Origin of the sequence: Thalassotalea marina (genome assembly GCF_014656435.1) — a bacterium.
In the GTDB taxonomy this organism is placed as follows: Bacteria; Pseudomonadota; Gammaproteobacteria; order Enterobacterales; family Alteromonadaceae; genus Thalassotalea_C; species Thalassotalea_C marina.
In genome coordinates this window covers 105080-132074 of the sequence record NZ_BNCK01000007.1, presented here as the reverse complement: position 1 = coordinate 132074, position 26995 = coordinate 105080, and the positions used below count along the sequence as shown (strand labels likewise).

18 protein-coding genes are annotated in these 26995 nt (G+C 40.7%); 10 read left to right on the top strand and 8 right to left on the bottom strand.

Features of this window, described 5'->3' with window-relative positions:
- Positions 1 to 15 precede the first annotated feature (15 nt).
- The 5 genes from lacZ to IE199_RS15290 all read left to right on the top strand — a co-directional run bounded on the left by lacZ (position 16) and on the right by IE199_RS15290 (position 11007).
- Positions 16 to 3165 (top strand): beta-galactosidase, LacZ type, encoded by a 3150-nt coding sequence (gene lacZ, locus IE199_RS15310; RefSeq protein ID WP_189772226.1) that lies wholly within the window; start codon positions 16 to 18, stop codon positions 3163 to 3165.
- Between the two features lie 61 nt (positions 3166 to 3226).
- Positions 3227 to 5551 carry an aminotransferase class III-fold pyridoxal phosphate-dependent enzyme gene (locus IE199_RS15305; RefSeq protein WP_189772224.1) on the top strand — a complete coding sequence of 775 codons (2325 nt, stop codon included), beginning with the start codon at positions 3227 to 3229 and terminating at the stop codon, positions 5549 to 5551.
- A gap of 395 nt (positions 5552 to 5946) precedes the next feature.
- Entirely contained in the window at positions 5947 to 8667 is a 2721-nt protein-coding gene (locus IE199_RS15300) for a TonB-dependent receptor (protein WP_189772222.1), read from the top strand.
- A 110-nt stretch (positions 8668 to 8777) separates the two neighbouring features.
- Positions 8778 to 9845, top strand: coding sequence for a saccharopine dehydrogenase (locus IE199_RS15295; RefSeq protein WP_189772220.1), 1068 nt, complete (start codon positions 8778 to 8780; stop codon positions 9843 to 9845).
- Between the two features lie 13 nt (positions 9846 to 9858).
- A complete protein-coding gene (locus IE199_RS15290; protein WP_189772218.1) occupies positions 9859 to 11007 on the top strand; it encodes a saccharopine dehydrogenase family protein in 1149 nt (382 codons plus the stop codon).
- A gap of 95 nt (positions 11008 to 11102) precedes the next feature.
- Here IE199_RS15290 and IE199_RS15285 read toward each other — a convergent pair whose 3' ends face one another.
- Positions 11103 to 13097, bottom strand: a complete 1995-nt coding sequence (locus tag IE199_RS15285; RefSeq protein WP_189772216.1) for a tryptophan halogenase family protein — start codon at positions 13095 to 13097, stop codon at positions 11103 to 11105.
- 105 nt (positions 13098 to 13202) lie between these two features.
- On the opposite strand from IE199_RS15285, the gene ygjK reads away from it, so the two are divergent.
- Positions 13203 to 15614 carry an alpha-glucosidase gene (ygjK, locus tag IE199_RS15280; RefSeq protein WP_189772214.1) on the top strand — a complete coding sequence of 804 codons (2412 nt, stop codon included), beginning with the start codon at positions 13203 to 13205 and terminating at the stop codon, positions 15612 to 15614.
- 17 nt (positions 15615 to 15631) lie between these two features.
- On the top strand, positions 15632 to 17194 hold the full coding sequence (locus IE199_RS15275; RefSeq protein ID WP_189772212.1) for a sodium/sugar symporter: 1563 nt from the start codon (positions 15632 to 15634) through the stop codon (positions 17192 to 17194).
- A 48-nt stretch (positions 17195 to 17242) separates the two neighbouring features.
- On the opposite strand, the gene IE199_RS15270 is transcribed toward IE199_RS15275, so the two are convergent.
- Complete coding sequence (locus tag IE199_RS15270) at positions 17243 to 18256, bottom strand: LacI family DNA-binding transcriptional regulator (protein ID WP_189772210.1); 1014 nt, start codon at positions 18254 to 18256, stop codon at positions 17243 to 17245.
- Positions 18257 to 18412: 156 nt separating this feature from the next.
- On the opposite strand from IE199_RS15270, the gene IE199_RS15265 reads away from it, so the two are divergent.
- The 3 genes from IE199_RS15265 to galE are packed head-to-tail and all read left to right on the top strand — an operon-like array spanning position 18413 to position 21649.
- Positions 18413 to 19456, top strand: a complete 1044-nt coding sequence (locus IE199_RS15265) for a UDP-glucose--hexose-1-phosphate uridylyltransferase (protein WP_189772208.1) — start codon at positions 18413 to 18415, stop codon at positions 19454 to 19456.
- Positions 19457 to 19461: 5 nt separating this feature from the next.
- The gene (galK, locus tag IE199_RS15260; RefSeq protein WP_189772206.1) at positions 19462 to 20619 is read left to right on the top strand and encodes a galactokinase; all 1158 of its coding nucleotides are present in this window, start codon (positions 19462 to 19464) and stop codon (positions 20617 to 20619) included.
- Positions 20620 to 20626: 7 nt separating this feature from the next.
- A complete protein-coding gene (galE, locus tag IE199_RS15255) occupies positions 20627 to 21649 on the top strand; it encodes a UDP-glucose 4-epimerase GalE (protein WP_189772566.1) in 1023 nt (340 codons plus the stop codon).
- On the opposite strand, the gene IE199_RS15250 is transcribed toward galE, so the two are convergent.
- From IE199_RS15250 to IE199_RS15225, 6 genes are read right to left on the bottom strand one after another with little or no spacing between them, the layout of a single operon-like run.
- Positions 21633 to 22967: a DUF2254 domain-containing protein gene (locus tag IE199_RS15250; protein WP_189772204.1), complete on the bottom strand. Its 1335-nt coding sequence runs from the start codon at positions 22965 to 22967 to the stop codon at positions 21633 to 21635. The two genes, galE and IE199_RS15250, sit on opposite strands and share 17 nt — an antisense overlap.
- Positions 22968 to 22980: 13 nt before the next feature.
- Positions 22981 to 23985, bottom strand: a complete 1005-nt coding sequence (locus IE199_RS15245; protein WP_189772202.1) for a mechanosensitive ion channel family protein — start codon at positions 23983 to 23985, stop codon at positions 22981 to 22983.
- Between the two features lie 25 nt (positions 23986 to 24010).
- Positions 24011 to 24973, bottom strand: coding sequence for a mechanosensitive ion channel family protein (locus IE199_RS15240; RefSeq protein WP_189772200.1), 963 nt, complete (start codon positions 24971 to 24973; stop codon positions 24011 to 24013).
- A 39-nt stretch (positions 24974 to 25012) separates the two neighbouring features.
- Positions 25013 to 25453, bottom strand: coding sequence for a hypothetical protein (locus tag IE199_RS15235; protein ID WP_189772198.1), 441 nt, complete (start codon positions 25451 to 25453; stop codon positions 25013 to 25015).
- Between the two features lie 36 nt (positions 25454 to 25489).
- Positions 25490 to 26158 carry a TVP38/TMEM64 family protein gene (locus IE199_RS15230; protein WP_189772196.1) on the bottom strand — a complete coding sequence of 223 codons (669 nt, stop codon included), beginning with the start codon at positions 26156 to 26158 and terminating at the stop codon, positions 25490 to 25492.
- The gene (locus IE199_RS15225; protein WP_189772194.1) at positions 26155 to 26910 is read right to left on the bottom strand and encodes a gamma-glutamyl-gamma-aminobutyrate hydrolase family protein; all 756 of its coding nucleotides are present in this window, start codon (positions 26908 to 26910) and stop codon (positions 26155 to 26157) included. The genes IE199_RS15230 and IE199_RS15225 overlap by 4 nt, the downstream gene beginning before the upstream one ends.
- Positions 26911 to 26995: the final 85 nt, after the last annotated feature.

Sequence of the window (26995 nt, the reverse complement as noted above, 5' to 3'; positions counted from 1 at the left end):
TGACAGGTTTAAAACATGTTATTAAAAAAAGTTTCGAGTATTGCCTTATTATCAACTTCAATTTGCGTTAGTGCTGTCGTTGCGGAAGAAAATCGCGAACCATGGCGCGACCATACAGTTTTTGCGATTAATAAACTTGAACCAAGAGCGACCTTATTTCCATACAGAAGTGAAGCAGCAGCGCTAATTGACCAAAAAGAACTGAATAACAATTTTATGTTACTTAATGGTCTTTGGGCTTTTAATTGGCAACGTTCACCTAAAAATGCACCTAAAGGTTTTTATTCGAATGATTTTGATGATAGCCAATGGGGAACCATTCCTGTTCCAGGGAACTGGGAAATTGAAGGCTACGGCTATCCAATATATTTAGATGAAAGGTTTCCTTTTTCAACTAAATGGCCTGATGCTCCAACAGATTACAACCCGATAGGTTCATACCGTAAATCATTTGTGTTGCCAGATACTTGGCAAGGTAAGCAAGTATTTTTGCATGTAGGTGCAGCGAAATCATCATTAGATGTCTGGTTAAATGGTGAAAAAGTTGGATTCAGTCAAGGCTCAAAAACACCGGCAGAGTTTGATTTAACACCATTTCTTAAACAAGGTGATAATGTCTTAGCATTTCAAATTCGACGATGGACAGATGCCAGTTATTTAGAAAGTCAGGATATGTTGCGAATTTCAGGTATTGAGCGCGATGTTTATCTTTATGCAACACAAAAACAGCATATTTTTGATTTTCACGCTAAACCAAGTTTAAGTGCCGACTTTTCTCAAGGGCAATTTGCGCTGGATGTAACTGTTGAAAATTATCATAACAAAAATGCTACTCGTTATGTGCAATACAAGTTATTGGATCCAAGGCAAAATTTAAAAGTAGTTTCAACAGGTAAAGGTAAAATTAAACTAGGATCCCTACAAGCTGCTGAACTGTCGTTAAGTGATACCATCGAAAACCCAGCACTGTGGTCGGCTGAACAGCCAAATTTATATACCTTAGTGGTTAATTTGTTGGACAACAAAGGTAAAGTCATTGAGTCGATAAAAGATGATATTGGCTTTAGGCATATTGAAATCAAAGACGCGCAGCTACTTGTAAATGGTCAGGCTATCTATATTAAAGGTGTTGATAGACATGAAACTGATCCTAAACGTGGTCATGTTGTCGATAAAGCATCAATGGAACGTGATATTCAGTTGATGAAGCAGTTCAATATTAATGCGGTGCGTTCAAGTCACTATCCAAACAATCCTTATTGGTACGACCTTACAGATAAATACGGTCTTTATGTTATTGATGAAGCGAACATCGAATCACACCCACTAGCTACTAACGCTAAAACACAAATCGGCAATGAAGAAAGCTGGATACCTGCGCATATTGATCGTACACGTAGGATGTATGAGCGTGATAAAAACCATCCTTCTATTATTATTTGGTCGTTAGGTAATGAAGCGGGTGAAGGTAAAGTTTTTGAAGCTACCTATAAATGGCTAAAAGAAAATGATGGTACTCGTCCAGTTCAGTATGAACCAGCAGGCACTGAGCACTATACTGACATTTTTGCTCCTATGTATCCGTCAATAGAGCGATTGGTTGAGTATGCAGAGTCAAATCCCTATCGACCAGGCATTATGATTGAATATGCACATGCAATGGGTAATTCAGTGGGTAATTTAAAAGATTACTGGGCGGCGATTGAGAAATATCCATCATTGCAGGGTGGGTTTATCTGGGATTGGGTTGATCAGTCGTTAGAATATACCAACGAACATGGACAGAAATATTATGCTTACGGGAAAGACTTTCATCCTGATTTACCAACAGATGGAAACTTTTTAAATAATGGTTTGATGAACCCTGATCGTGTTCCACATCCACACGCTTATGAAGTGAAAAAGGTATACCAAAATATACGCTTTACTGCGACCGATGCTGTCAAAGGCCTGTTTGTGGTAGAAAACCATTTCTTTTTTACCAATTTAGCCGATTACTTGTTGCGATATACAGTCACTGCTGATGGTAAACAAATAGCGACTGGTAACTTGCCTATGCCGTCAGTTGCCCCAAGAGCTAACACCTTATTAAATTTACCAATTGCTAAACACTTAACGGATTCCACAACAGAATACGTGATCACGTTAAGTGTTGAGGTTAAAAATCAGCAGCCTTTACTGCCGATTGGTCATGAAATTGCGTTTGAACAGTTTGTTGTAACCAATAAAACAAGTAATCCAGTGTTCACTGCAAGCAAAAAAGACCAAATAGCTAAAAGTGAAAACGCGTCGAAAATCTCCTATGTTGGAGATGACTTTAAGATCAGTTTTGATAAAAAATCAGGATATTTAACTGACTATCAGTTGTCAGGGCAATCATTAATTCAACAGGCGCTTAAACCTAATTTTTGGCGCGCGCCAACGGATAATGATTTGGGTAACAACATGCAAAAGTGGGCTAAAGTTTGGCAAACGGCTGAACAGGGCTTGTTGTTAGATTCCTTAATTGCTAAAGATAATCAGGTAACTGCTCGTTATCAGTCTAACGCTTTTAAAGGTGTTTACCAGTTAACATATCTGTTGTCGGCCGATGGTAAAATTCAAATTACGTCCTCATTGGAATTGGCTGAAGGACAATCTCTACCTAATATACCTAGATTTGGGATGCAGCTTGTTATGCCGGGTGAATTTGAGTATTTAACTTGGTATGGTAGAGGACCACATGAATCTTATTGGGATAGAAAAACAGGTGCCAAAATTGGTATTTATAAAGCCCAAGTTGATGATCAAATTGAGCATTATATTCGCCCACAAGAAAATGCGAACAAAACTGACGTTCGTTGGATGAGTGTTACCAATGCTCGTGGATTTGGTTTGAAAGCGATAGGTGAACACGTGTTAAATACCAGCGCTTGGCCTTATCTGCAATCGGATATTGATTTTGCTGAAGGTGATGCGTCAGCATCGGCATCAGGTTTAGTACCAGTGACAACAAAACATGCGATCGACGTACCGCGCAGGGATCTGACTACAGTTAATATTGATCATCTACAGATGGGAGTCGGTGGTGATACGTCATGGGGTAGGTTGGTACATGAGCAATACTCAATTAAAGCAAAAGACCTAAGTTATCGTTTTACACTAGTTCCTGTTAAATCAGAATAAGTCTATTGGTTTTGAGCTCCTTACTTGGAGCTCAAGCAATGAGCAAGGTAAAGAGAATAAAATGACTTCAATAACGCCTTCATTTGACCATGAAATATTGTTATCACTGTTGCAACATCACTATCAGTTGTCCGGTACTTTAAAGCCGTTGGCAAGCTATTGTGATCAAAATTTATTGCTAACGACAGAGCAGCATGAATTTGTTATCAAAGTGTCAAATAGTGCCGAAAAAGAAACTGAACTTGCGATGCAAAATGAGGCAATGCAACATCTGGCGGTTAAAGGTATACCTGTGCCACAAGCGCTTGAAAACAATGTTGGTTTGCAAATTACGCCGATAAAAGACAATCAGCACAATCAATTTTATTTGCGTGTGCTAACATTTTTGCCTGGCAACTTTTATGCGCAAATATCAGCAGAAAATACTTCACCTAAACTCTGGCAAAATTTAGGTGAGTTTATGTCACAGGTAACTGTTGGATTAAGTGATTTTCAGCACCCCGGCGCATTTAGGTTTTTTGATTGGGATTTAGCGCATGGTTATGCCATATGTCAGGAAAAAAAGCCCCTTTTACCAGAAGAACAGCGTGTCATTGTTGAGTACTTCCTTAATTTATATCAGGCTCATGCTGCGCCATTATTGGCTAAACTACCACGTAGTGTTATTCACAATGATGCCAATGATCATAACTTGCTAGTAAATGATATAACTTCCCCTCAGATCATTACCGGATTAATTGACTTTGGGGATATGGTTTATAGCCATACGATCAATGAGCTTGCGATAACTGCAGCTTATGCTTTGATGGCACAGCAAGACCCCATCAATACCTTAAAATGTGTAGTAGCAGGATTTAATAAACGCTACCCATTAAATGATGAGGAATTTGAAGTATTAATTTATCTCATCTGTTTAAGATTATGTACGAGCGTTTGTAACGCTGCAAAGGCGATTAAAGAGCAACCGGATAACAAATATTTATTGGTGTCGGTAGAGCCTGCTTGGCACTTACTTAAATTGTTTAAACAACACAACTTTTTTGCGTTGACCTGTCAGCTTAAAGTAGCGTGCGATATCAACCCGGATACGGGTAAAAGTAAACAAGCAATTAAAAGCTATCGTGAGAAACACTTAGGCAAAACCTTGAGTTTAAGCTTTAAAGAGCCATTGAAAATAGTACGTGGTCAAGGTGCCTATTTATATGATGAGCAAGGCAATGCTTATCTTGATATGGTTAATAACGTCTGTCACGTTGGGCATTGTCATCCTAAAGTGGTTGCAGCGGGTCAAGCGCAAATGGCAAAGTTAAACACCAATACGCGTTTTCTACACGACAACTTGGTCGATTATGCCGAGAAGTTGTTGGCAACTATGCCTGAGCCCCTTTCTGTTTGTATGTTTGTTAACTCTGGCAGTGAAGCTAATGAACTCGCTTTTCGTTTGGCCAAGAATTTTACCGGTTCACAGCAGTTGTTAACTGTTGACGGTGCGTATCATGGCAACACGAATGCTTGTATCAATGCTAGCCCCTACAAGTTTGACGGCCCCGGCGGTGAAGGCGCACCTAAATACGTGCATAAAGTGATGTTACCAGATCCATATCGCGGCTCATTTCAAACGTCAGACAAGCTAGCTGGAAAGGCATACGCACAAGATATATTGCGAGTGATAAATGAGCTGGCTCAGCAAAACAAAAAGCCGGGCATGTTTATTTGTGAATCTCTACAAGGAGTCGCGGGGCAAATTATAATGCCTGACGGGTATCTTGAAGCGGCTTACCAGTATGTTCGTGACGCTGGCGGAGTCTGTATTGCTGACGAAGTTCAGGTTGGGTTTGGTCGTGTTGGTACAAATATGTGGGCATTTGAAACACAAAATGTCGTGCCGGATATTGTGACCCTAGGCAAACCTATTGGTAATGGCCATCCTATGGCGGCTGTCATCACGACGCAAGAAATTGCTGACGCATTTGTTACTGGAATGGAATACTTTAATACTTTTGGTGGCAACCCTGTTTCATGTGCAATAGGTATGGCGGTATTAGAGGTGATTGAGCAGGAGCAACTTAAAGAAAACGCACTCAAAACTGGTCATTACTTAAAACAGCAACTTATCGTGCTGCGGCAAGAATTTGATGTGATTGGTGATGTTAGAGGCTTAGGGTTGTTTATTGGTGTAGAGTTGGTACTAGATCGGGAAAACAAAACACCTGCCACTGAACTAACTGCAAAGCTGGTTGAATTTGTCAAAGCCAAACATATTATCCTAAGCACAGAAGGACCTTATTATAATGTGCTGAAAATTAAGCCGCCTATCGTATTTAATCGCAATGATGCTGATAAATTTGTTGCGGCATTACGAGAGGGGCTGTGCGAGTTAAGTTAATTGAATAGCTTGTACTTACAGTACGTTGCAATACGGCGTCGAACATTTTAATAACGATAGCAGTGTTAGAAGGCATTTCGGGCGTCATTACCCCTAGAAATAGCGCATTTTTTATGCGCTTTTTTCCTTTGTTTTCATTTTTACTTTTGTACTTGTGTGCAAAAATTTCCTGAGCTAAATGCTCTTACTTTCTATTCTTTAAATCATTAAAATTTTTAACCTTTAAAAAACATAGTGTTACATTTTTTGTATGCAATATGTTTGTATATTTTATATTTGGCCGTTTACTTCTGTTAAAAAAATATACTATTATCTGATTTATACTATAAATACGATAGTATACAAGTATGCACGAAGACATATGAACAAATGACATGATAATCAGAGGAACAGACATGAAAAACGGCAAGCCATTTAAGCTCAGTTATCTAACTTCTCTGCTTATGTTAAACCTAGGGATAACAGGCACAGCATTAGCGGATCAGAACTTAGCAGAAGCAGAAACAAAAAAATCAGAAAAAGACCCAGAAGTAATCACCGTTACGGGTATTCGTGGCAGTTTGATTAATTCCGTGGGCATTAAACAAGATGCGGGTAACGTAGTTGATGCAATTTCTGCGGAAGATATCGGTAAATTTCCAGATCAAAACGTTGCTGAATCACTGCAAAGGATCACCGGTGTTTCAATCGATCGTAGTGGTGGTGAAGGGCAACTTATAACAGTACGTGGCATGGGGCCAGAATTTAACTCAGTGTTGCTAAATGGTCGTACTTTAGCAACCACTAGTGGTGGAAGAGCCTTTAGTTTTGACATCTTAGCTTCTGAATTAATTAACGGTGCTGAAGTTCATAAAACGCAATCAGCGGCAATTCAAGAAGGCGCAATTGGTGCGACGGTTGATATTAGTACGGTTAAACCACTAAATTTCCCAGGCTTTAAAGCGGTAGGCAGTGTGAAGGGGCTATACGATGATATGACGGGTAAATTAAGCCCTCAGTTCTCTGGTTTAATAAGCCAAACCTTCAATGACGACACGTTTGGTGTATTGGCATCTTTTTCTCACTACAAACGTGAGAGTCGTTACGATCAGGCCAACACGGCTTATTACTACAAAACAAAAGACTTACTTGAAGGTCAGGACTACGGTGAAGTTTATTTCCCTCGTAACTATGACCAAATTGCACAAACAGAAACACGCGAGCGTAACAGCGGTACGTTAGTACTTCAATACAAGCCAAGTAAAGATGTAACCATTACTGCTGATGCATTGTATTCAGATTTTAATGTGAAATATCGCCAAGATGTTTTTCCAATGTGGTTTGAGACCGGCAAGGTTACAAATCCGGTATTAGATGACAGTAACACATTGGTTAAAGCAGATTTTGTAGACAGCTTTATCGAAACCTTAGTGCGTCAATCAGATGCAGATAATACCCTTAAAGCATTTGGTTTAAACCTGAACTGGCAGTTAACAGACAGTTGGGTGATGTCAGCGGATATCAATACGTCAAAAGCTGAACACGATCCTGGAAAAGGATGGTCTGACGTGGTGGCGGGTCGTCCTGGTGAGTATACCTATGATCGTACATCGGGCGACCTAGTGCCGACCATGACCTTCGAAAACTTCAAAGAAGGTGATGTATTAACAGCAGGTTGGGCATCTTTACAAGGCACACGTGTTGAAGACGAAGTATTAGAAGCCAAAATTGATAACGACTTTATTGTTGAAATGGGGCCATTAGTACAAATAGGCTTTGGTGCGCACTACTCTGATCGTACTTTAGGTTCTACGTATGCTGAAACAGAAAACCCATTACCGTGGATATACGCCGATAACAGCACACGTATCCCTTTACCAGCTGAGCTACTCAATATTTATAATGCTGATGGTTTCTTATCTGGCGGGTCGGGGAACCCAACACAGTCTTGGCCAACGTTTAATTCTGATGATATTTTTGCGTTCCTTTCAACAGAAGACGCCATTGCACAACTAGATGATCCAGATGCAGTACGTGCAATATTTAACCGAGCAGGTTTTGCTATGGTTGATGATCCGACGGCTTATGAAGTGAATGAAAAACTTATGTCGTTGTACACAGACTTCTATTTTGAAGGCGAAGTTAGCGACATGCCATGGTCTATTGTGGCGGGTTTGCGTTACGTACGTACTGAAAGTGAGTCAGTAGGTAACCAAGTCGCCTTGCTTGATTTAGTACCATCAAACGAAAAACCTGGTGAATTCAGAGCGATAACTTCTGATGACTATGTTCCAGTTACCGTTAGCCATGATTACAGCAATCTGCTACCAAGCTTAAATGGTAAATTAGAGCTTACTGACGATATTGTTGCACGTTTAGCGTGGTCAAAGAGTATTACTCGCCCTGAATTAGCAGAAATGTCTCCACTGTCGAGCTATGGTGATGGTCCTGCTGATAAGCTATTTGGTTCAGGCAGTAACCCTAAATTGAATCCATTTGAATCAACAAACATCGACTTTACATTAGAGTGGTATTACCAAGAAGGCAGTTATGCTGCAATTGCTGGATTTACCAAAGATGTTGATGGTTATCTAGGATATGGGGAGTCTGAAGAAATCGTGACCCTGCCTAGTGGTACATATACCTACAAAATGTCTCGCCCAATTAATGAAGACAGCACTGAAATTGAAGGGCTTGAAATTGCGGTTCAGCACATGTTTACCAATTTACCTGCGCCATTTGATGGTCTTGGTTTTATTGCCAACATGACTTTTGTTGACAGTGAGTCAACCGCAGATAAAGGCGCTGAAAAACTTCCATTAATCGGTTTAAGTGATTCACAAAACCTCATTTTATTCTACGAAAAAGACGAGTTCCAGTTCCGTATTGCTTACAACAATCGTGACCGCTTTATGCAGTCGAAGCCACAATCTTGGCGTGATGGTCATTACGTTGATGACTATAAACAAGTAGATATAAGTGGTAGCTACGATATCAATGAAAACCTAACGGTATTTTTTGAAGGTATCAACGTGACCAACGAGTTGTATATCAAAAATGCAGAACATGCGAACCAAACATTAACCGTGACAGAAACAGGCCCTAGATACTCGCTTGGTATCCGTGGCAACTTCTAAACCGCGTTAATAACTAAATAAAGTCAGCGAGCTAATCGAAAAACATTGAAGAGCTCGCTGATTTTTATTCACTTTAAACACAAAAGATTAGACGAGAAGTAAATATTTCTATGAGTCAAACACATCTGTGGTTACGCGCCGAAACTAAACCTCAGGAGCAGCGTACAGCACTTACTCCTAAAGGCGCTAAAACCTTGATTGACGCCGGCTTTAAAGTGTCGGTAGAACATGGGCAGCAAAATATTTTTGATATTGAACAATATCGCAACCTGGGTTGTGAGATTGTCGCGCAAGGGAGTTGGCGCCAAGCACCCGATAATGCTTTTATTTTGGGACTAAAGGAACTGCCAGATGATACGTTTCCCTTGGTTCATAAACATATTTATTTTGCACACGCCTATAAACAGCAATCAGGAGCCAACGCCATTTTATCGCGCTTTAAACAAGGCGATGGACAACTCTATGACTTGGAATTTTTAGTTGATGAAAATCAACGACGCATCGCTGCCTTTGGTTATTGGGCAGGTTTTGCTGGTGCAGCTCTAGCTGTATGGGCGTGGGCAAACAAGCAGCTTGATCAACAAGTGTTACCATCAATTCATTCTTATGCGGAAAAGTCTCAATTGATTGAACAGGTTAGTAAGGTATTGAACCTATGTCCGCAAAAACCCAAAGTGATGATCATTGGTGCTAAAGGTCGCAGCGGTTGTGGTGCCTTGGCGTTGGCTAATGCCTTGCAGTTAACCACGATTGCGTGGGATATGGCGGAAACGGCAAAAGGTGGGCCATTTGAAGAAATTAATCAGGCAGATGTACTGGTAAATTGTGTTTTGGTTAATCAAGACTTACCACCTTTTGTAACCATGTCTTCACTTGATTGTGCAGAGCGTAAGCTCAGCGTTATAGCCGATGTAAGTTGTGATCCATACGGTGACTACAACCCCATTCGCATTTATGACCACTGCACATCTTTTAGTGATCCAACCATCGAAGTGATGGCAGGCAATAATAGTTTGCATTTGATCGCTATAGATCATTTACCGTCTCTTTTGCCAAAAGAGAGTAGTGAAGATTACGGTGAGCAACTCGTCCCCTATTTGTTAAGCCTAAACGAATTATCGCGTCCTGTATGGCAGAAGGCACTCGCGATTTACCAGCAAAACATACAGCATTTATAAGAGAAACGTAAAAATGACTCCTACAATTCATTGGCTAGGTGTTGGCCTTTCTTCAACACCAGGAATCAAGCACTTATCACAATCTACCCATAAACTAGTTGTTTGGAATCGTCGTTTAGATAAGGCGAAAAAAATGCTGGCAGAAGCCAATATAGAGTGCAATTTGCAGCAATTAGATTGGGCTGCTTTAACTGAACAGGTTAACGCAGGTGATATTTTAGTGTCTATGTTGCCTGCCACTAAGCATGTTGAGGTAGCACAGCTATGTTTGCAAAAAGGAGCTCATTTTGCTTCTAGCAGCTATATTTCGCCAGAAATGAGAGCTCTAGACGATTTAGCAAAAGAGCAAGGCCTGAGTTTTATCAATGAGATTGGCTTAGATCCTGGTATCGACCACCTATTTGCCCATTTACTGGTCGATCAATTTAAGCGCAGTGGTATTGATCCCGCTGATGTTAAACTGTTTTTTCGCTCCTATTGTGGCGGTTTTCCTAAAATCGCGAACGACTTTAAATACAAGTTTAGCTGGTCTCCATTAGGCGTTTTAAAAGCGTTAACCTCTCCGGCAAAATGGTTGGAAAATGGCGAGGAAAATACGTCAACAGGTCCATGGCAGGCGTTGAAAGACATTCATATCAGCTCAGCCAATGAAACGTTTCAAGCTTATCCAAATCGCGATTCGATACCTTTTATCAGTCAATATGAATTTGAGCCTAATTGGCAAATTGAAGAATTTGTTCGAGGCACGTTACGTTTAGCTGGTTGGTCTGACGCTTGGCAATATTTATTTGATCAAGTAGAGACGTTGCAAGGTGAGCAAGGTTTGGAAAAACTCACTGAAATAAGTGAAGAACTTGAACAAAAATACAGTTACGAAAAGGGCGAGGCTGATCGCGTTGTGATGTCAGTAGAGCTTGAGGCTCAACAGGACGGTAACACAGTGTGGCATCAGCGTTATTTCATGGATGCAGTAGGCAATAATAACGGCCAAGCAATGGCCAGACTGGTATCGTTACCAGTTGTGTTAGGCATTGAATCAGTACTTAATGGTGAAGTAGCCTCAGGTGTGCATGCGGCTCCAAGCCAAGCATTGATAGCGCAAAAATGGTTAGACAGATTGGCGGCACTTGGACAACCAACAACACTGGAAAAGCTCGTCTAGTTTCTCTTCTCTTGGCACTGTAGTGACATACCATGTTGTTTAATCATTGGTAGGTTTAAGCCACCGCTTAGTTGTAAAGCTAAGCGGTTTTTTTATTACTTTTGCCGAACCAGGTTTTCCCTGTCTATCAACTTAGGGACATGAGAGATTGATGCAATAATCTGGTCTATCAGCTGTTGCTGTTGAGCAGTAAAACAGGCTTTAACATCATGTTGTTGCCACTGTTTTTGATTAACGACATATAAACCTAATACCGCAATATTACTGTTATCGTTTAACGTAATATCAAGCTTTGCAGGTTCAAGTAATGACTCTAGCTTTTCAACTGCGAGTGTTTCTTTATTATGGTATGTAGCAAGTTCATTAGTGAGTATGGCCTTGCTTTTAGGTTTATCCGTCAATGTTTTGTATGTTAGATGTGATAATGCGATAGGAACAAAGCTGTTATTCTTTTGCCGCTTAAAAAACACAGGAAGTTCTTGGCAGATGTGTTCAATTTTCATATTAGTTAACAATTGCCAATGAGAACTTTGATCTGCTGATACGTCTAATGTAAAACTTCGCTCTTGTGTGCAAATTTCATTGAGTATTGCACGATTAGTAGGTAATAACGGCAGAACTTTTTGTTTACGGGCACATACCTTGTTAAGGGCATTTTGAGCAGCACTTTGCTTTTGTTGTGTGCAACTTAAATAGTTAGTTTTAGTTTTAAACCCCATTCCATACAAAATGTATTGGTAGCTAGCGGCAGGAAACAAATCGTATGGGCTTAAGAAACCATTATTTTCAGGTGGTTGGCATTGCCAAAGTTCAAGTAACTCGCTAAGTGAGTCGGGAATGGTCTCTGTTGAACGATTAGCCCGCCAAAACTCATTATCATCTCGTTCACTTAACACATAATGTAGCTTTAAAAAGTCGATAATACGCTGCCATCTAAACGTCATGATAGTGTTATATCGTTTAGCCACTATGTCCATTACGCAGCGCTGTGCAGGCATGTGCAATGCAATAGTTTTAGCGGCAAGCTCAACCATGACTAATGCAGATGCCTCAAGAGGCTCTAAAAAGCCCGATGCCATGCCCACTGCAACACAGTTCTTGTGCCAAAAGGTTTCCCTATAACCTGGGTTAATGTCCAAGTATTTAAAGGTAAGCTGCTCAGGAGACTCAATACTCTGTTCTAAATACGTGATTAGATCGGCTTTTGCTTGTGCTTCACTGGTATATTGGCTCGAGAAAACATGACCAACACCTCGTCGGCTTGGTAAGCCGATATCCCAAATCCACCCAGCTCGTTCCGCTGTTGAAATGGTCGCAGAGGCTACAGGATCGTTCTCTTCTTTATAGGGAACTTGCGTTGCAATGGCTTTATCAATAAAAAGCACATCTTTTTTGCTGATAAAGGGGATTTTGTAATGTTGGCCAATTAAAACAGCAGCTTGCCCTGAGCAATCAATAAATAGATCACCAGCAATTTCACCGTGATTTTGAGTAACTAGCGCTGCAATATCACCATTGTCCAGACTTTGCACTTTAATGACGTCATCAACAATATGTTTGATTCCTAACTTATTGACACCATGCTCAGTGAGTAATTGCGCAAATTTACCGGCATCTAGGTGATAGCCGTAGTTTTCTATTGTTTTGTAGTCGCCAAGTTTAAGTTGTTTTGGCGCACGATTTTCATCACATAATTTGGCTTGAATTGATACGGCATCTGCAAATTTTTCATTTTTTTCTGATTGCTGCCATTGTTCTACTAGGCTAAGTTCTTCAAAAGATTCTGGCGGTGTAAAAGGGTGGTAATAACAGTCATCTTTTTCACCTGTATGCCAATGAACAAACTTAGACGCTTGTTTAAAAGAGGCGTCACAGCGCTGTAAAAAAGTCAGTTCGCTAATACCTAATTGTTGTAATGTATTCACCATAGTTGGCCAAGTGCCTTCACCGACTCCTATAGTGGGAATGTTTGGCGATTCAATTAGTGTAACTTGAAAAGGGGAGTGTTTATCGTGATGTTTCGCCGCAATTAAACTTGCAGTGAGCCATCCAGCACTACCTCCACCGAGTACAACAACAGATTTAATCATTTACTTTCTCACTAAAATATGAAGTAATATACAATATATAGTATAAATGGGATATTTTAAAGCCAGGCAAAAATTGGCCTTGAGTATTCTCTTAATGAGGTTGTAATGAACAAGTTAGTGATATTGCTGAGCGTCGCGCTTTATTCGTTGTTATCGGTAAAAACGTCAGCTGCTGAATATAAGAATGTTATTGACCGTAAGGGTACGCCAAAGGCTCACCAAGACTTCGATCAATATGGCAACCAGCAATACAACCCGCTGTTTGACTTGGGGAGCTGGCACGGCTTTTTACTACCACAAAAGGCTTCAGAGTTTGGTGGTTTTACAGGACCTATGGTCATCGCAGAAGAATACGGGGTGTATATCGCCAAACAGTTAGAGCAGTTAAAGTTAATCGATGGTGTTAATGGACAAGTTTTGGATTGGCGTAATTTTAACTACAGCCATACCGCATCGCCGGGTCACCTTGAACAACGTTATGATAATGACGAATTAACTGTGGTCATTTCCCTATCTTTTGTCACCGACAGAATATCTTTAACAAGTGCTCGCATTCATAATAAAACAAATCAAACAAAGTCATTTACCTTGCAGTGGACAGGTCAATTATTGCAACAATGGACACCTGATACGGCTGTTTTAGCAAAGTTTCCGGATTGGACTAGGCAAATAGAGCAAACAGAATTGGGCCTAACCATTAATTTCTCACGTGTCAGAAGTACATGGAATATGATGATGTCAGGCCAATCTCGTTATCAGATTGCTCGGTCAATGACGACAACAACTGCTATCGATAATGCAGCACTTTCTTATCGCAGCAAAACAAATATCGACATTGCATCACTTGCCAGTAAAACCGTCTATACAACACAAAGTTATACGCATAACAAACAAGAACATAACAAAGTAGAGCGAGACATTCGCGCGGTCATGGCGGCGCCTGAGCAGTATATCACTGCCTCTCAAAAAAGATGGCAAAACTACCTAGCCTCTATTCCCACCGAGAGTGAAAAACGTAAAAACCTAAGTGTAAAAGCCATAGAAACATTAGTAGGTAATTGGCGAAGCCCTGCTGGGGCGCTGCAACATCATGGTGTTACCCCTTCAGTCACGGCGAGGTGGTTTAATGGTGTATGGGCATGGGATACCTGGAAACATGCCTATGCTATGTCGCACTTTGCGCCTGAAGTGGCAAAAGACAATATTCGCGCAATGTTTGATTACCAAGTTACACCACAAGACGCTGTAAGGCCTCAAGATGAAGGCATGGTGATTGATGCGGTTTTTTATAATAAAGATAAACCACGTGGTGGCGACGGTGGCAATTGGAATGAGCGAAATACAAAACCGCCGTTAGCGGCTTGGGCTGTATGGGAAGTGTATTTGGCAACAAAAGATACCGCCTTTGTTGCCGAAATGTTTGAGCCCTTGCTTGCCTATCATCAGTGGTGGTATCGCAATCGAGATCACAATCAAAATGGTTTGGTTGAATATGGTGCTACACGCCATCGTTTTCATAATGATGAACAGGGTCGAATTCACTTTAAATTTAAAACAAAAAATCCAGCAGCTTATACAAAACAATGTCAGCTAGATGGTGAATGGTTAAGCTGTCATGGTATGGAACAATATGAAAAAGTATTAAAAGATAATATTTACAGCGAATTAGATATAGGTGCACAGCATGGCGCTGGTTGGGAGTCGGGCATGGACAATGCGGCACGCTTTGGTTTTATCGCACCTGATCAACTCACGCAATACGCAAATAAACAATACCAAGGCAAGTTAACTAAGGCGCAAAAAGATTGGCAAGTAAGATTTTTTGAAAATAGAGACAATAAAGGCGAATTATTAGGGTTTTCAATAGATCAAGAATCAGTAGAGCTTAATGCCTACCTTGTAAAGGAAAAGAAAATCTTAGCAGACATGGCAAACTTGCTGGGTAAAAAGTCGTTAGGACAATCTCTACGCAAGGATATCGACAGATTAACCAATGTGATTAACACATGCTTTTTTGATCAAACTACCGGCTTTTATTATGACTTACAGATTAATGAAACACCTTTAGCTAAATATGAATGCCAAGGTAAATTATTAACGCAACGAGGTATGGGTCCTGAAGGCTGGAGCCCACTTTGGGCAGGGATTGCTGAAAAGACACAAGCTAAGCAAGTGGTGAAAAATATGCTCGATACAGCACAGTTTAATACCTTAGTACCATTTCCAACAGCAGCCCAAAGCAATCCTGCGTTTCATCAAGACATTTATTGGCGAGGGCGGGTATGGCTAGATCAGTTTTATTTTGCTGTTAAAGCACTTGAAAACTATGGTTACCATGCAGAGGCTAACAATATGGTAGATAAACTTTTGCAAAACGCACAAGGATTGGCTGGTGATTCAGCGATACGAGAAAACTATAACCCGCTGACAGGTGAAATGCAGGGGGCAACTAATTTCAGCTGGAGTGCCGCGCATTTATTTATGCTGAATAAAATAACAACGACAACAAAAAACTAACGTTTTAGGGGAAGTAAATGAAACTTGATACTTTAGACATAGGCATTTTTATAGCCTATGTGCTGGGTTTGTTGATACTGGCACTCTGGATTTCTAGAGAGGACAAACAGGGCGGCAAAAATACCGAAGACTACTTTTTAGCAAGTAAAGCTTTACCGTGGTGGGCAATTGGTGCGTCACTTATTGCATCTAATATATCTGCCGAGCAAATCATAGGTATGTCAGGCTCAGGTTATGCTTTGGGTTTAGCAATTGCATCATATGAATGGATGGCAGCGATAACCCTGATTATTGTTGGTAAATACATGCTGCCAATTTTTTTAAAAAATGGCATTTATACCATGCCTCAGTATTTAGAACAGCGATTCGATACGCGTGTTAAAACAACATTAGCATTGTTTTGGTTGGCGGTTTATATTTTTGTCAATCTAACGGCGGTTCTTTGGTTGGGTGGTTTAGCGATTGAAACCGTGGCCGGAATTGATTGGATGTTTGGCATGATATTCTTAGCCGTATTTTCGATTGCCTACTCTCTTTATGGCGGCTTAAAAGCAGTTGCATATACCGATATTTTACAAGTGGTTTTGTTAGTTTTTGGCGGCTTGTTTTTAAGTTATTTAGCGTTAGATGCTGTGTCAGACGGTCAAGGAGTATTAGCTGGCTTTGGTGTATTAACAGAACAAATGCCAGGGCATTTTGACATGATCTTAAGTCCTGATAATGAACATTATATGAGTTTACCGGGTATCTCAGTGTTAATTGGGGGTATGTGGATCATGAATCTTAGCTATTGGGGCTTTAACCAATACATTATTCAACGTGCGCTAGCAGCAAAAGATATTAAAGAAGCGCAAAAAGGTATTGCCTTTGCTGCTTATCTAAAATTGCTAATGCCTATTATCGTTGTACTGCCAGGGATAGCAGCGGTTGTTTTATATCCTAATCTAAGCGCACCTGATCAAGCTTATCCATCGATGATGTCGTTAATGCCAGTTGGTGTCAAAGGGCTTATCTTTGCAGCATTAGTGGCGGCAATTGTTTCTTCATTGGCCTCTATGACAAACAGTATTTCTACCATTTTTACCATGGACATTTATGCTAAGTTAAAGCCGGGTAAAACACAGCGCCACTATGTTCACACAGGCCGTATTGCCGCTTTACTTTCATTGGCAATTGCTCTGATTGTCGCTGAACCGTTATTAGGTAAATTTGATCAAGCTTTCCAATATATCCAAGAATTTACAGGCTTCTTTACACCTGGCATTGTAGTGATTTTTGTCATGGGGATGTTTTGGTCGAAAGCCAGCTCTGCGGGTGCATTGTCGGCAGCGATTGGTTCAGCGGTATTTTCGTTGGCGTTGAAAATGTACTGGCCGGAGTTACCTTTTATGGACAGAGTAGGCTTAGTATTTTTACTTTGCTTAATATTATGTGTTGTGGTTTCACTCATCGGAAAAGGGCAGGATAACAACGAAAGTGTAAACTTAGATCAAGTCAGCTTTACAACCAGCAGCGGCTTTAATATTGCTGGTTTAGGAGTTGCCATCATACTTACTGCGCTGTATGCAACTTGGTGGTAACAATATCGATAAAAAAACCCGCTGATATCAGCGGGTTTTTTATTTATTTCAAATGGTAGTATAGCTTGCTGTTGATTCTCGTTTGACCAAACGCGGCACATGCTTAATACCTTGTGAATTAATCGTTTCGTGAGAGTTTGTAGCCAGCGCAATGGCCAGTTCAGCTGCCTGTTGTGCCATTTGTTCAATTGGGTAATGCATGGTGGTTAGTTTAGGTCTTGAGTAACGAGATAATAATACGTCGTCAAACCCTATTACTGAAATATCCTGAGGAACCCTAAACCCGTTATCTTCTAGTGTTGAAATAGCCCCAATGGCCATCGCATCGTTATATACAAATAACGCACTAAATTGATGATTAGAAGCGAGAAGTTTTTGAGTTGCTAATTCTCCGCCTCGCAATGTAGGCTCGCTGAAACTGGTTAATTCTGCAATTAAGTTAAAATTTGCACTTTCTAAGCCTTGCCTAAAGCCGTTAAGTCGTAAACTTGGATCTTCAATTTGATAATTACTGCTAATACAGGCAAAACTTTGGTGCCCTAGTGTAACGAAGTGTCTCGCAGCGGTTTTCCCTCCCTCTTGGTTATCTAACCAAACACAGCGCTGAGCAATAGCAGGAATAAAGCGGTCAATGATGACTAATCCTTTAATTTGTTGGCTTAAGTTAATTAAGGTGTCGTCATCTAAAAACTTGCTGTGTACCACAATAACATCACATTGTCGTTCAATGAGTAGTTGGATAGCTTTCAGCTCTGCATCGGCACTGATTTGTCCGGTACTTAACAACAATTGTCGTTTGTAAGCGCGGGCAACCTGCTCAACACCGCCTGCCAATGAGGCAAAAAAAGGATCGGTAAGCTCTGGAATAACCACGCCTACTGTGGAACTTTTTTGTGTAACTAGCGCTCTTGCATTGGCGTTAGGTGTATAACCTAGTTCCGTCATCACTTGTTTAACGTGTGCAATAGTTTTTTTACTGACTTTTGGTCCGTTGTTTACTACACGAGATACAGTTGCAACGGAAACGCCAGCCTTTTGAGCAACATCTTTTATTGTCGTCATGGGTAAATGTTTACATTTTTATGATGTTAGTTTCAGGTATAAAAGTAAGTTTACACAAATAATCTCTTAAAATATCTATTTAATCTGAAGTATTGGGTTGAAAAATTAAGGGTAAACGTTTACATTTTTGCCATTAGTGATTTTGAACTGACAATTATGACTGGTAAATTTGACCCCACTGAACATCCACACAGACGCTTTAATCCTTTAACAAATGATTGGGTGTTGGTTTCACCTCATCGTGCTAAGCGCCCTTGGCAGGGGCAAGTAGAATCAAGCGATGAAGAAGTAAAAGCTGCGTATGACGATACCTGTTATCTTTGTTCTGGAAACACTCGCATAAATGGTGAGATCAACGCCAAATATGAAAGCACGTATGTTTTTACCAATGATTTTGCCGCTTTAAAGCCCGACACCCCCATTGTTGACGTCGAAGATCCCTTATTTCGTATGCATACTGAACAAGGTGAAAGTCGAGTAATTTGTTTCTCACCTGATCACAGTAAAACCTTGCCTGAATTATCAGTTGCAGAGATCACAGAAGTGGTGAAAACCTGGCAAAAGCAATGTGAAGAACTCGGACGTAAATATCATTGGGTTCAAGTGTTTGAAAACAAAGGTGCAGTAATGGGGTGTTCAAATCCACATCCACACGGACAAATTTGGGCGCAGCAGTATTTGCCCAGTATTGTTGAGAAAAAGCAACAAGCACAAACGGCGTATCATCAAAAATATGGTCGTTCAATGCTACAAGATTACGTAGCAAAAGAAGCCAGTGCGTTGGAACGTATTGTGGTTGAAAATCAAGACTGGATGGTCGTTGTACCCTATTGGGCAAGTTGGCCGTTTGAAACCTTATTGTTACCTAAATTTGCTGTGACACGCATGACTGAATTGTCATCGGCACAACAAACAACACTGGCTGATATTATTCAAAAGGTGACCATACGATACGATAATTTGTTTAATTGTTCTTTTCCATATTCTATGGGCTGGCATGGCGCTCCCTATGATGGTGCGCAACATCCTGAATGGACCTTACATGCAAGCTTTTTCCCGCCACTATTGCGCTCTGCTACAGTAAGAAAGTTTATGGTGGGCTATGAAATGATGGCAGAAGCACAACGTGATCTAACACCTGAACAGGCTGCACAACGTCTACGTGAGCTACCTGAACAACACTACAAAGTGGCGAGGTAAAGTAAATGACATCTATTATATCTCGAGCTCAACATTTGTTTGAGCAACACTTTTCAGCGCCAGCTGCATTTGTTGTGCAAGCCCCAGGTCGCGTTAATTTAATTGGAGAGCATACCGATTATAACGACGGTTTTGTTTTGCCTTGTGCGATTAACTTTAAAACTGTGGTGTGCGCCACTAAACGTGATGATGGCTTAGTTAATGTGGTTGCTTGTGATTACAACCAAGCACCAGATGCGTTTTCTCTCGATGCTCCGATTAAAGCAAGCCATCAGCAATGGGCTAACTATATTCGTGGTGTGGTAAAACACTTGAAACAACGTGGTTATCAATTTCGTGGGGCAGATATTGTTGTTACAGGCGATATTCCACAGGGCACTGGTCTAAGTTCATCAGCTTCTCTTGAGGTGGCGATAGCTCAAACGTTTAAGGTTCTTTACCAGTTGGACATCAGTCAAACAGACATTGCTTTAAACGGGCAAGAGGCTGAAAATCAATTTGTTGGCTGCAACTGTGGCATTATGGATCAGCTCATTTCTGCACAAGCCCTAGCGAATCATGCCTCGCTGATCGATTGTCGCAGCCTCGAAGTTACTCCAGTCCCGTTACCTACAACCTGGTCTGTTCTTATTGTAAATTCGAATAAAAAGCGCGGCTTAGTTGATAGCGAATACAACACGCGTCGTATGCAGTGTGAAAAAGCGGCTAAAACCTTAGGTGTTCTTGCTTTGCGAGACTTAGATATTGCGACGTTTGAAGTCAATCAGCATAAACTAGATAGTGTAACCGCAAAACGTGCAAAACATGTTGTCACTGAAAATCAACGTACACTAGATGCGGCTATAGCAATGGCCAATGGTGATATGTTAACGCTACAAGCGTTGATGTCGCAGTCACATGCATCAATGCGCGACGATTTTGAAATAACCGTGCCGGAAATCGACACTTTGGTTGATATCATCAAACAAGCAATAGGTGAATTGGGGGGAGTACGGATGACCGGTGGTGGATTTGGTGGTTGTGTTGTTGCCGTTATGCCAAAGGAATTGGTGGCCGGTACGATTAAAGCTATTGAAAAAGACTATTACACACTAACTGGTTTAGTAGCTGAAACCTTTGTTTGCACGGCAGAAAACGGTGCAGGCATATTAACCGTGAATTAGGGAGGATATCGTGACTATTTTAGTAACTGGTGGAGCAGGCTATATTGGCAGTCATACCGTTTTAGCGCTTTTGACAAGGGGTTATGATGTGGTGGTGGTTGATAATCTTTGTAATTCATCCGAGCAAGCATTAGTTAGGGTGCAGCAACTTGCTGGTAAAGCGCTTTCATTTGCCCAAGTGGATATTCGAGATAAAGCCGAGTTAGGTAATGTTTTTCAACAATATAACATTGATGCAGTTATTCATTTTGCTGGATTAAAGGCTGTTGGGGAATCCAATGACAAACCACTAACTTATTATCAAAACAATATTCAAGGTACCATGACCTTGTTAGAGGTCATGCAAGAGTCTGGTGTCAAAACATTGGTTTTTAGCTCTTCTGCAACCGTTTATGGTGAACAAAATCCGCCGCCGTATCATGAAGAGCAGGCAATAGGGAGCCCCTCGAGCCCTTATGGCAAATCAAAAGCAATTGTTGAGCAGATACTACAAGATATTTGCCGTGCCCAAGAGCAATTTAAAGTAGCTAGTTTACGCTATTTTAATCCTATTGGCGCTGATGTCAGTGGCTTAATTGGTGAAGATCCTAATGGTATTCCAAACAATTTAATGCCTTTTGTCTCTCAAGTAGCGGTAGGTAAGCGAGAAAAACTATCAATATTTGGCAATGACTATCCGACAAAAGACGGGACGTGTTTACGTGATTATATTCATGTAACGGATTTGGCCAATGGGCATATCGATGCGTTAGCTTGGCTAGACAAACAAGTGAACGGTTGCTGTGACGCTTTTAACCTCGGAACCGGAAATCCGTTATCGGTTTTAGATATTGTCCAAGGTTTTGAGCAGTTTACTGGGCAAAAAGTTTGTTATGAGTTTGCAGCAAAACGACAAGGTGATTTAGCTGCATTTTGGGCTGATGCCAGTAAAGCGCGCACAGAGCTAGGTTGGCAACCTGTAAAATCTTTAAAAGATATGATGGTTGATACTTGGCGGTGGCAATCACAAAACCCTAATGGTTACTGTTAACAGCAGCATGTATGGTTTGTAACTTTGAGATAATATCTTGTTGGTCATTAGGGTGTAGTTTGTCGTTACAGGCACCATCAACAATCATCTGTGCTTGTTCTACTAGCGCATGTTGATAATTAACTCGCTTTAAATTTGTTGCAACTTGCGTCAGCATGTCAATAAATGCTATCACCACGCTTGGATGCGGCATGCTGTTTTGTCGTATTTGGTCACATGCTGCTTTTACTAAACCTTGGTAATCAACAACATTGCGTTTGATTCTAATGGTGTTGTTTGAATCAAAAAGTAAGGTCTCAGGAAAGCTGCGCTCAGCAGTTTTACGTAACGCACTGCCTAAACGATTAATACACAAAATAGCGGTAAAAGGGTCATTAATACTTGGCGATAATGCTCTTAGTGCGATTTCAACCAGCTGGTTGATGGCAAATTCTGGATCTTGAATAGGCGTTCTATTTTTACCTGATACCAAATGTGAGTTTAGTAAGTCTTTTGGTGGTTGCTCTTGCTTATCATCAGGCCAATATAAGGTGCCAATACATTGTCCGGCAATAACGTAATTCCCTGATTTTATATCTAGCTCTGCGCCAGCATGATGTTGTTCTAGCGCTGCCATTAGTCCCTGATAGTCAATAAGCTGAATATAGCCATTGTGTTGGCTGATCAGCGGATGAGGCGATAAATTTTTGTCCCACACCAAGGTATGATGACTGTGCTGCTCTTTGTTTTGTGCTGCTGGAAATAATCGGTCGATGTCTTTTTTTAAGCATTGCCAGCATTGAGCGACGACACTTTCTGCTTGAATCGAAACGGCTACATGATGAATTAAAAACACTAAGATAAATACTGCAATCACAGCGAGTATTGATGCAAGTGTTAATCCAATACCCGGGACAAAACCTGAATCTTGATTGGTACTGGCCAGTCGTATCAGTGCCAAACAGTAACTGAATGTGGCAACTAAACTACCTAACGCCCATTGATTTTTTTTATCCTGCATAAAGGTACGCAAAAGTCGTGGACCAAATTGTGATGAAGCTAGTGTGAGTGTTACCACGATCATGGAAAATGCAATACTTGTCATGGTGATGACTGAAGTGGCAATGCTAGAAAGCAGGCTACTGGCATTGTCGGGTGAAATATTATAAAGCGTTTTCAGTATTGAATTGTTAGTTTGCCACAATGATTTGTCTAACTGATAACAAAAATAAACCGCAAGAAAAGAGGTAAAAATACATAACACCGGCACAAACCAAAAACTGGTTTGAATAAGATCAAGTAGCTTTTTAATTTGTGCGCTGAGTAAACTTGGCTTCATTTCATATCCCTAATCAAAGAATATTTTCACCCGCCTCAGGCGAGCGTGCTGCATCTGCTTGGCGTTTAATTTCTGTGACATCAGAACTTAAATCTTCCGACACCTCAAGCTGTTCATCTAGCGAAGTCTTTGTTATAGCTTGTACAGGGGGTTGTTGATCCGCTTGGATAATGATGCGCTCTCTTGCGTCATCAGGCATAGATATATTTTCGTCAAGCAATAACTGTAGTATGTTTTTTTGCAACATCGATTTTGCTTTTGGTAACGAAGTATCGTGGCTGTCGACCCAAACGCTAACCGTTAAATTAATAGTCGATGCACCTAAGTTATCAACCAGAACTTGTGCTGGCGGTTGATTCAATACCACAGGGTAAGATTGTAACTTATCCAGTATGAGCGCTTGCACATAAGATACTGATGCATCGTAGCCTATGCCTATAGTAAATTGCACTCTAGTATTCGGGTTTGCGGTGTAGTTTTTAATGACATTTTTATAAACGGTTGCGTTGGGGATCTGAATATGATTTCCATCAAAATCAACAATTGTAGTTGCCCTTGATGTAACTTGATCAACAACACCAGTGTAGTTTTCTATTGTTAACACGTCACCAATACGAAACGGCTTTTGAATACTGAGCAATAGGCTAGAAATAAAATTTTCAGCAATATCTTTAAAGGCAAAACCAACTATTAACCCGGCTAACCCTGTGCCACTAATCAGCGCAAGCGCAAACTGTGTTAAACCCGCTAACCTCAAGAAGATATAAAACCCTAACATCATGATAAAAAAAGAAACTAACCTTCTGCTGACCACGGTAAACAGCTTACTTTTACTGACAAAGCCTAAGGGTTTTATGGCAAGTTGCGAAAGTGGTCTAGACAACAAAACAAATAAAACAAAACAGACTAATCCGATAGCAACTGGAATAGCATTTGTCGTCAGTTGTTCAACATCAAGTGCTAGTCCAGAAAAATAATCAGTATTAGAGGCTGTTGTTGTCATCAAGCTAAGCTGCATTGTTAATCACTCCTAAATTAAACGTTTAGTCTTGTTTGTCCTTGGATTTATTTATATCAGTATTTACCGCATTTAGTTGGCTTGCTAGTGTATCTCCGCCTTCGATAGCAAAATCCAACGTGCGGATCGGAAATGGCACGCTGATTCCGGCGTTATCCAGCGCCTGTTTTACTGTGACAAACCCCTGATGCCTTGCTTGTATATAGTCGGTTTCTCCAGGGTAATTAATCCAAAACCAAACTTTTAGTGTGATACTACTATCGCTAAAGGCGTCACCAAACACTATGGTGTCCTTTTTATTAATAACAAAATCTAGTTCATTAAGTGCATTGGTGATGGTATCTGCTGCAGATTGAATATCTTGTGAATAGGGAATACCAACCTCAATTTCAATCTTTCGTTGCTGAGTCGCGTGATAGTTGGTTAACGTATTACGAAATAAGATTTTATTGGGAACCACTTTATACTGGCCGTAAAACGTTTCCACTATGGTATTTCGCAAATTAATCGTTTGTACTGTACCAAAGACATCTTGGCATTTGATCACATCACCAATTTGAAATGGTTTTCTGATCCCCATGGCGATACCAGCAATAAAGTTTTCCGTCATATCTTGAAAAGCAAAGCCAATTGCTAAACCAACAATACCAGCACCAGCCAACAACGAAGTTACGGTACCTGACAAACCAATAATTTTTAAAGCGATAAAAAAGCCTACTGTGATGACAATAACTTTGACGATAGAGGTCAGTAGACTGACTATTTGTTGTGAGTGAATGACTTTTGACGCCATCTGCTCGGTTAAACGGCCAATGATTTTTGATAGGAATAAAAACAGTAGGCACGTCAAAGTTGCCAAGACAAAATTTGGTAGATGCTCTATCAACTGATGTGCCCAAGATACCAGCTTTTCAAAAATCAGGTCATAAGCCTTTTGTAAGGTTACTAACGAATCTTGGCTTTGAGCTGTTTTGTTTCCTTCTGTCATAATTGTCTCCGTGTTTGGTGATAAGCACAGCCCACCATGTTATTCAGCTAAACAAAGATGAGATTGCATTGAATTGTCCAATACGCAGTTAAATCCTTGCTCTTTTAGCCAATTGATAGCTTGTTCAGGTGTTTCGACAAAGGTACGTTGATATCGGCTGTCTTTAGGCGTTATCAGCTTGAGCTGATCTTTTTTAAGGCTACCTTTTTGCACAATAAAAACCTCGCGGGTTAAACCTTGCTCTACCAGCTCTTGTAACGCGCTTTCGGTTAAGTATTGAAAATCAGGCGTACCTAACTCCCATTGCCTTGCATCAACTAATTTGGCGAATTTATTACCATTAAGTGCTGGCAGTAATTGGCTTATACTTTCAAACAACTCTTGCGCTGCTTCCTTATTCCAACCGCCTGCAGCAGCTAGCACAATAACTTGGTTTTCAAGCCACAGTTTATATTTTCCATGAGCTGTAAAACGTTTCATCACAAATCTCCTTAATCAATTGCAATCAACTAAAAACTAGGCGTCGCTTTGCTTGTTTTGTTTATGTTTAATTGCAAAATAAACGCTCAATAAAGCGATGGCTGCAATAACAAAACTTGCTGCAATACCAGACGGATCTTGCATTATTTCAATTGCACCTTTGCCAAAGAAAACTGCACTTAAACCTAAGGGGGCAATGCCTATAACCGAACCTATTACATATGATCTGAAATTGAGTCTAAGTGCGCCACAGATCATACTGGTGACAGTAAACGGGGGCGTTGGAGCCATTCGTAGAGCAAGCACAGCCCACACTCCTTTGTCATCGAGCTTTTTATTAATTTTTTCTAGCCTTTGCTCAAATTTTTCACCAAATGCATCTTGGTCTATATATCTACCAAGCAAATATCCAGAGCTGCTCGCCAAAGCAAACCCTGGTATGACAATGGCAACAGCAAATAGAGGATCAAAAATAAGGCTAACCGCTAATGCCATTAATGGGATTGGCACCAACATTGCGCCACCTAAGATAAACAGTCCTAAACAAGCAATTGCAGTAATAGCGTTTTGTGGCACTGCTTCGGTTAATTCGGTTACTTTTTCTATGGTTAAAAATTCCTTTACGGGGGTGAAAAAGTAGATGGCCACGACAACGGCAATAATAGACGCGGCTATTAGCCAGTTTTTCCAATTGATGTTTTTCATAACTGTCCTCCATTGACTAACCATTTAAAAATTGCACGATGCTGTTTTAGATAAAACAGGTATTCTGGGTGCCATTGAACCCCCAGTAATGGACGCCCATCTTTAGCTTCAATAACTTGTGTGATACCTGCAGGTTCAACGCCGGTTTGTTCGAGGTTGTGACCAGTTTTTGCGACCGCTTGTGAATGTATGGCGTTAACTGGAAGTGGTTCGTCACCAGCAATGTCATGGATCAACGTGCCTTTTTTGGCGTAGAACACGGTTTTACGAGGCAGCACTGTTCTGATGCGCGCGTTATCGTTTAACAAGTCGAGTGTTGAGGTGTACAAGGTGCCGCCTAGTCTTGAATTTAATAGTTGGTGGCCGCGGCAAATCCCAAGTAACGGTTTGTTATGCGCTACTGCGTAATCAATAAATTTTTGTTCGAGCTCATCTCGAGGTTTATCGTATGAAGACTCGGATAATCGGCTTAAAGTCTCCATGGGATAAAGTAACCCTTCTTTTACTCTGGTTAACAAGCTGCGCTTACTCCTCTGGGGTACTGGTTCTTTTTGGCGATTGTCTGGGTGAATGTCAGCACCACCGCCAATCACGTAGGCGTCATAATCCAGCTTGTTATCAAAACTGTTTGGCGTAATTCTAATAGGGTGACCGCCTGCCAATCTAATGCTTAACGCCGTAAAAAACCATGCGATTGCACCACCTTGGTCTGGTCCTGTGACGACAATTTGCGGTTTTGTTTTATCTGGCATGTTTTGTCTTCCAAAATGAACAGGTAATACTAGAAGAGCAACTTGTGTGCCTGAATTTAAATGTAATTAAAACAAACGTTTGTAA

Bases quoted from the DNA above. Each gene is read 5' to 3' on its own strand.
- lacZ (WP_189772226.1), top strand. From the start codon at position 16: ATGTTATTAAAAAAAGTTTCGAGTATTGCCTTATTATCAACTTCAATT.
- IE199_RS15305 (WP_189772224.1), top strand. From the start codon at position 3,227: ATGACTTCAATAACGCCTTCATTTGACCATGAAATATTGTTATCACTG.
- IE199_RS15300 (WP_189772222.1), top strand. From the start codon at position 5,947: ATGAAAAACGGCAAGCCATTTAAGCTCAGTTATCTAACTTCTCTGCTT.
- IE199_RS15295 (WP_189772220.1), top strand. From the start codon at position 8,778: ATGAGTCAAACACATCTGTGGTTACGCGCCGAAACTAAACCTCAGGAG.
- IE199_RS15290 (WP_189772218.1), top strand. From the start codon at position 9,859: ATGACTCCTACAATTCATTGGCTAGGTGTTGGCCTTTCTTCAACACCA.
- IE199_RS15285 (WP_189772216.1), bottom strand. From the start codon at position 13,097: ATGATTAAATCTGTTGTTGTACTCGGTGGAGGTAGTGCTGGATGGCTC.
- ygjK (WP_189772214.1), top strand. From the start codon at position 13,203: ATGAACAAGTTAGTGATATTGCTGAGCGTCGCGCTTTATTCGTTGTTA.
- IE199_RS15275 (WP_189772212.1), top strand. From the start codon at position 15,632: ATGAAACTTGATACTTTAGACATAGGCATTTTTATAGCCTATGTGCTG.
- IE199_RS15270 (WP_189772210.1), bottom strand. From the start codon at position 18,256: ATGACGACAATAAAAGATGTTGCTCAAAAGGCTGGCGTTTCCGTTGCA.
- IE199_RS15265 (WP_189772208.1), top strand. From the start codon at position 18,413: ATGACTGGTAAATTTGACCCCACTGAACATCCACACAGACGCTTTAAT.
- galK (WP_189772206.1), top strand. From the start codon at position 19,462: ATGACATCTATTATATCTCGAGCTCAACATTTGTTTGAGCAACACTTT.
- IE199_RS15250 (WP_189772204.1), bottom strand. From the start codon at position 22,967: ATGAAGCCAAGTTTACTCAGCGCACAAATTAAAAAGCTACTTGATCTT.
- IE199_RS15245 (WP_189772202.1), bottom strand. From the start codon at position 23,985: ATGCAGCTTAGCTTGATGACAACAACAGCCTCTAATACTGATTATTTT.
- IE199_RS15240 (WP_189772200.1), bottom strand. From the start codon at position 24,973: ATGACAGAAGGAAACAAAACAGCTCAAAGCCAAGATTCGTTAGTAACC.
- IE199_RS15235 (WP_189772198.1), bottom strand. From the start codon at position 25,453: ATGAAACGTTTTACAGCTCATGGAAAATATAAACTGTGGCTTGAAAAC.
- IE199_RS15230 (WP_189772196.1), bottom strand. From the start codon at position 26,158: ATGAAAAACATCAATTGGAAAAACTGGCTAATAGCCGCGTCTATTATT.
- IE199_RS15225 (WP_189772194.1), bottom strand. From the start codon at position 26,910: ATGCCAGATAAAACAAAACCGCAAATTGTCGTCACAGGACCAGACCAA.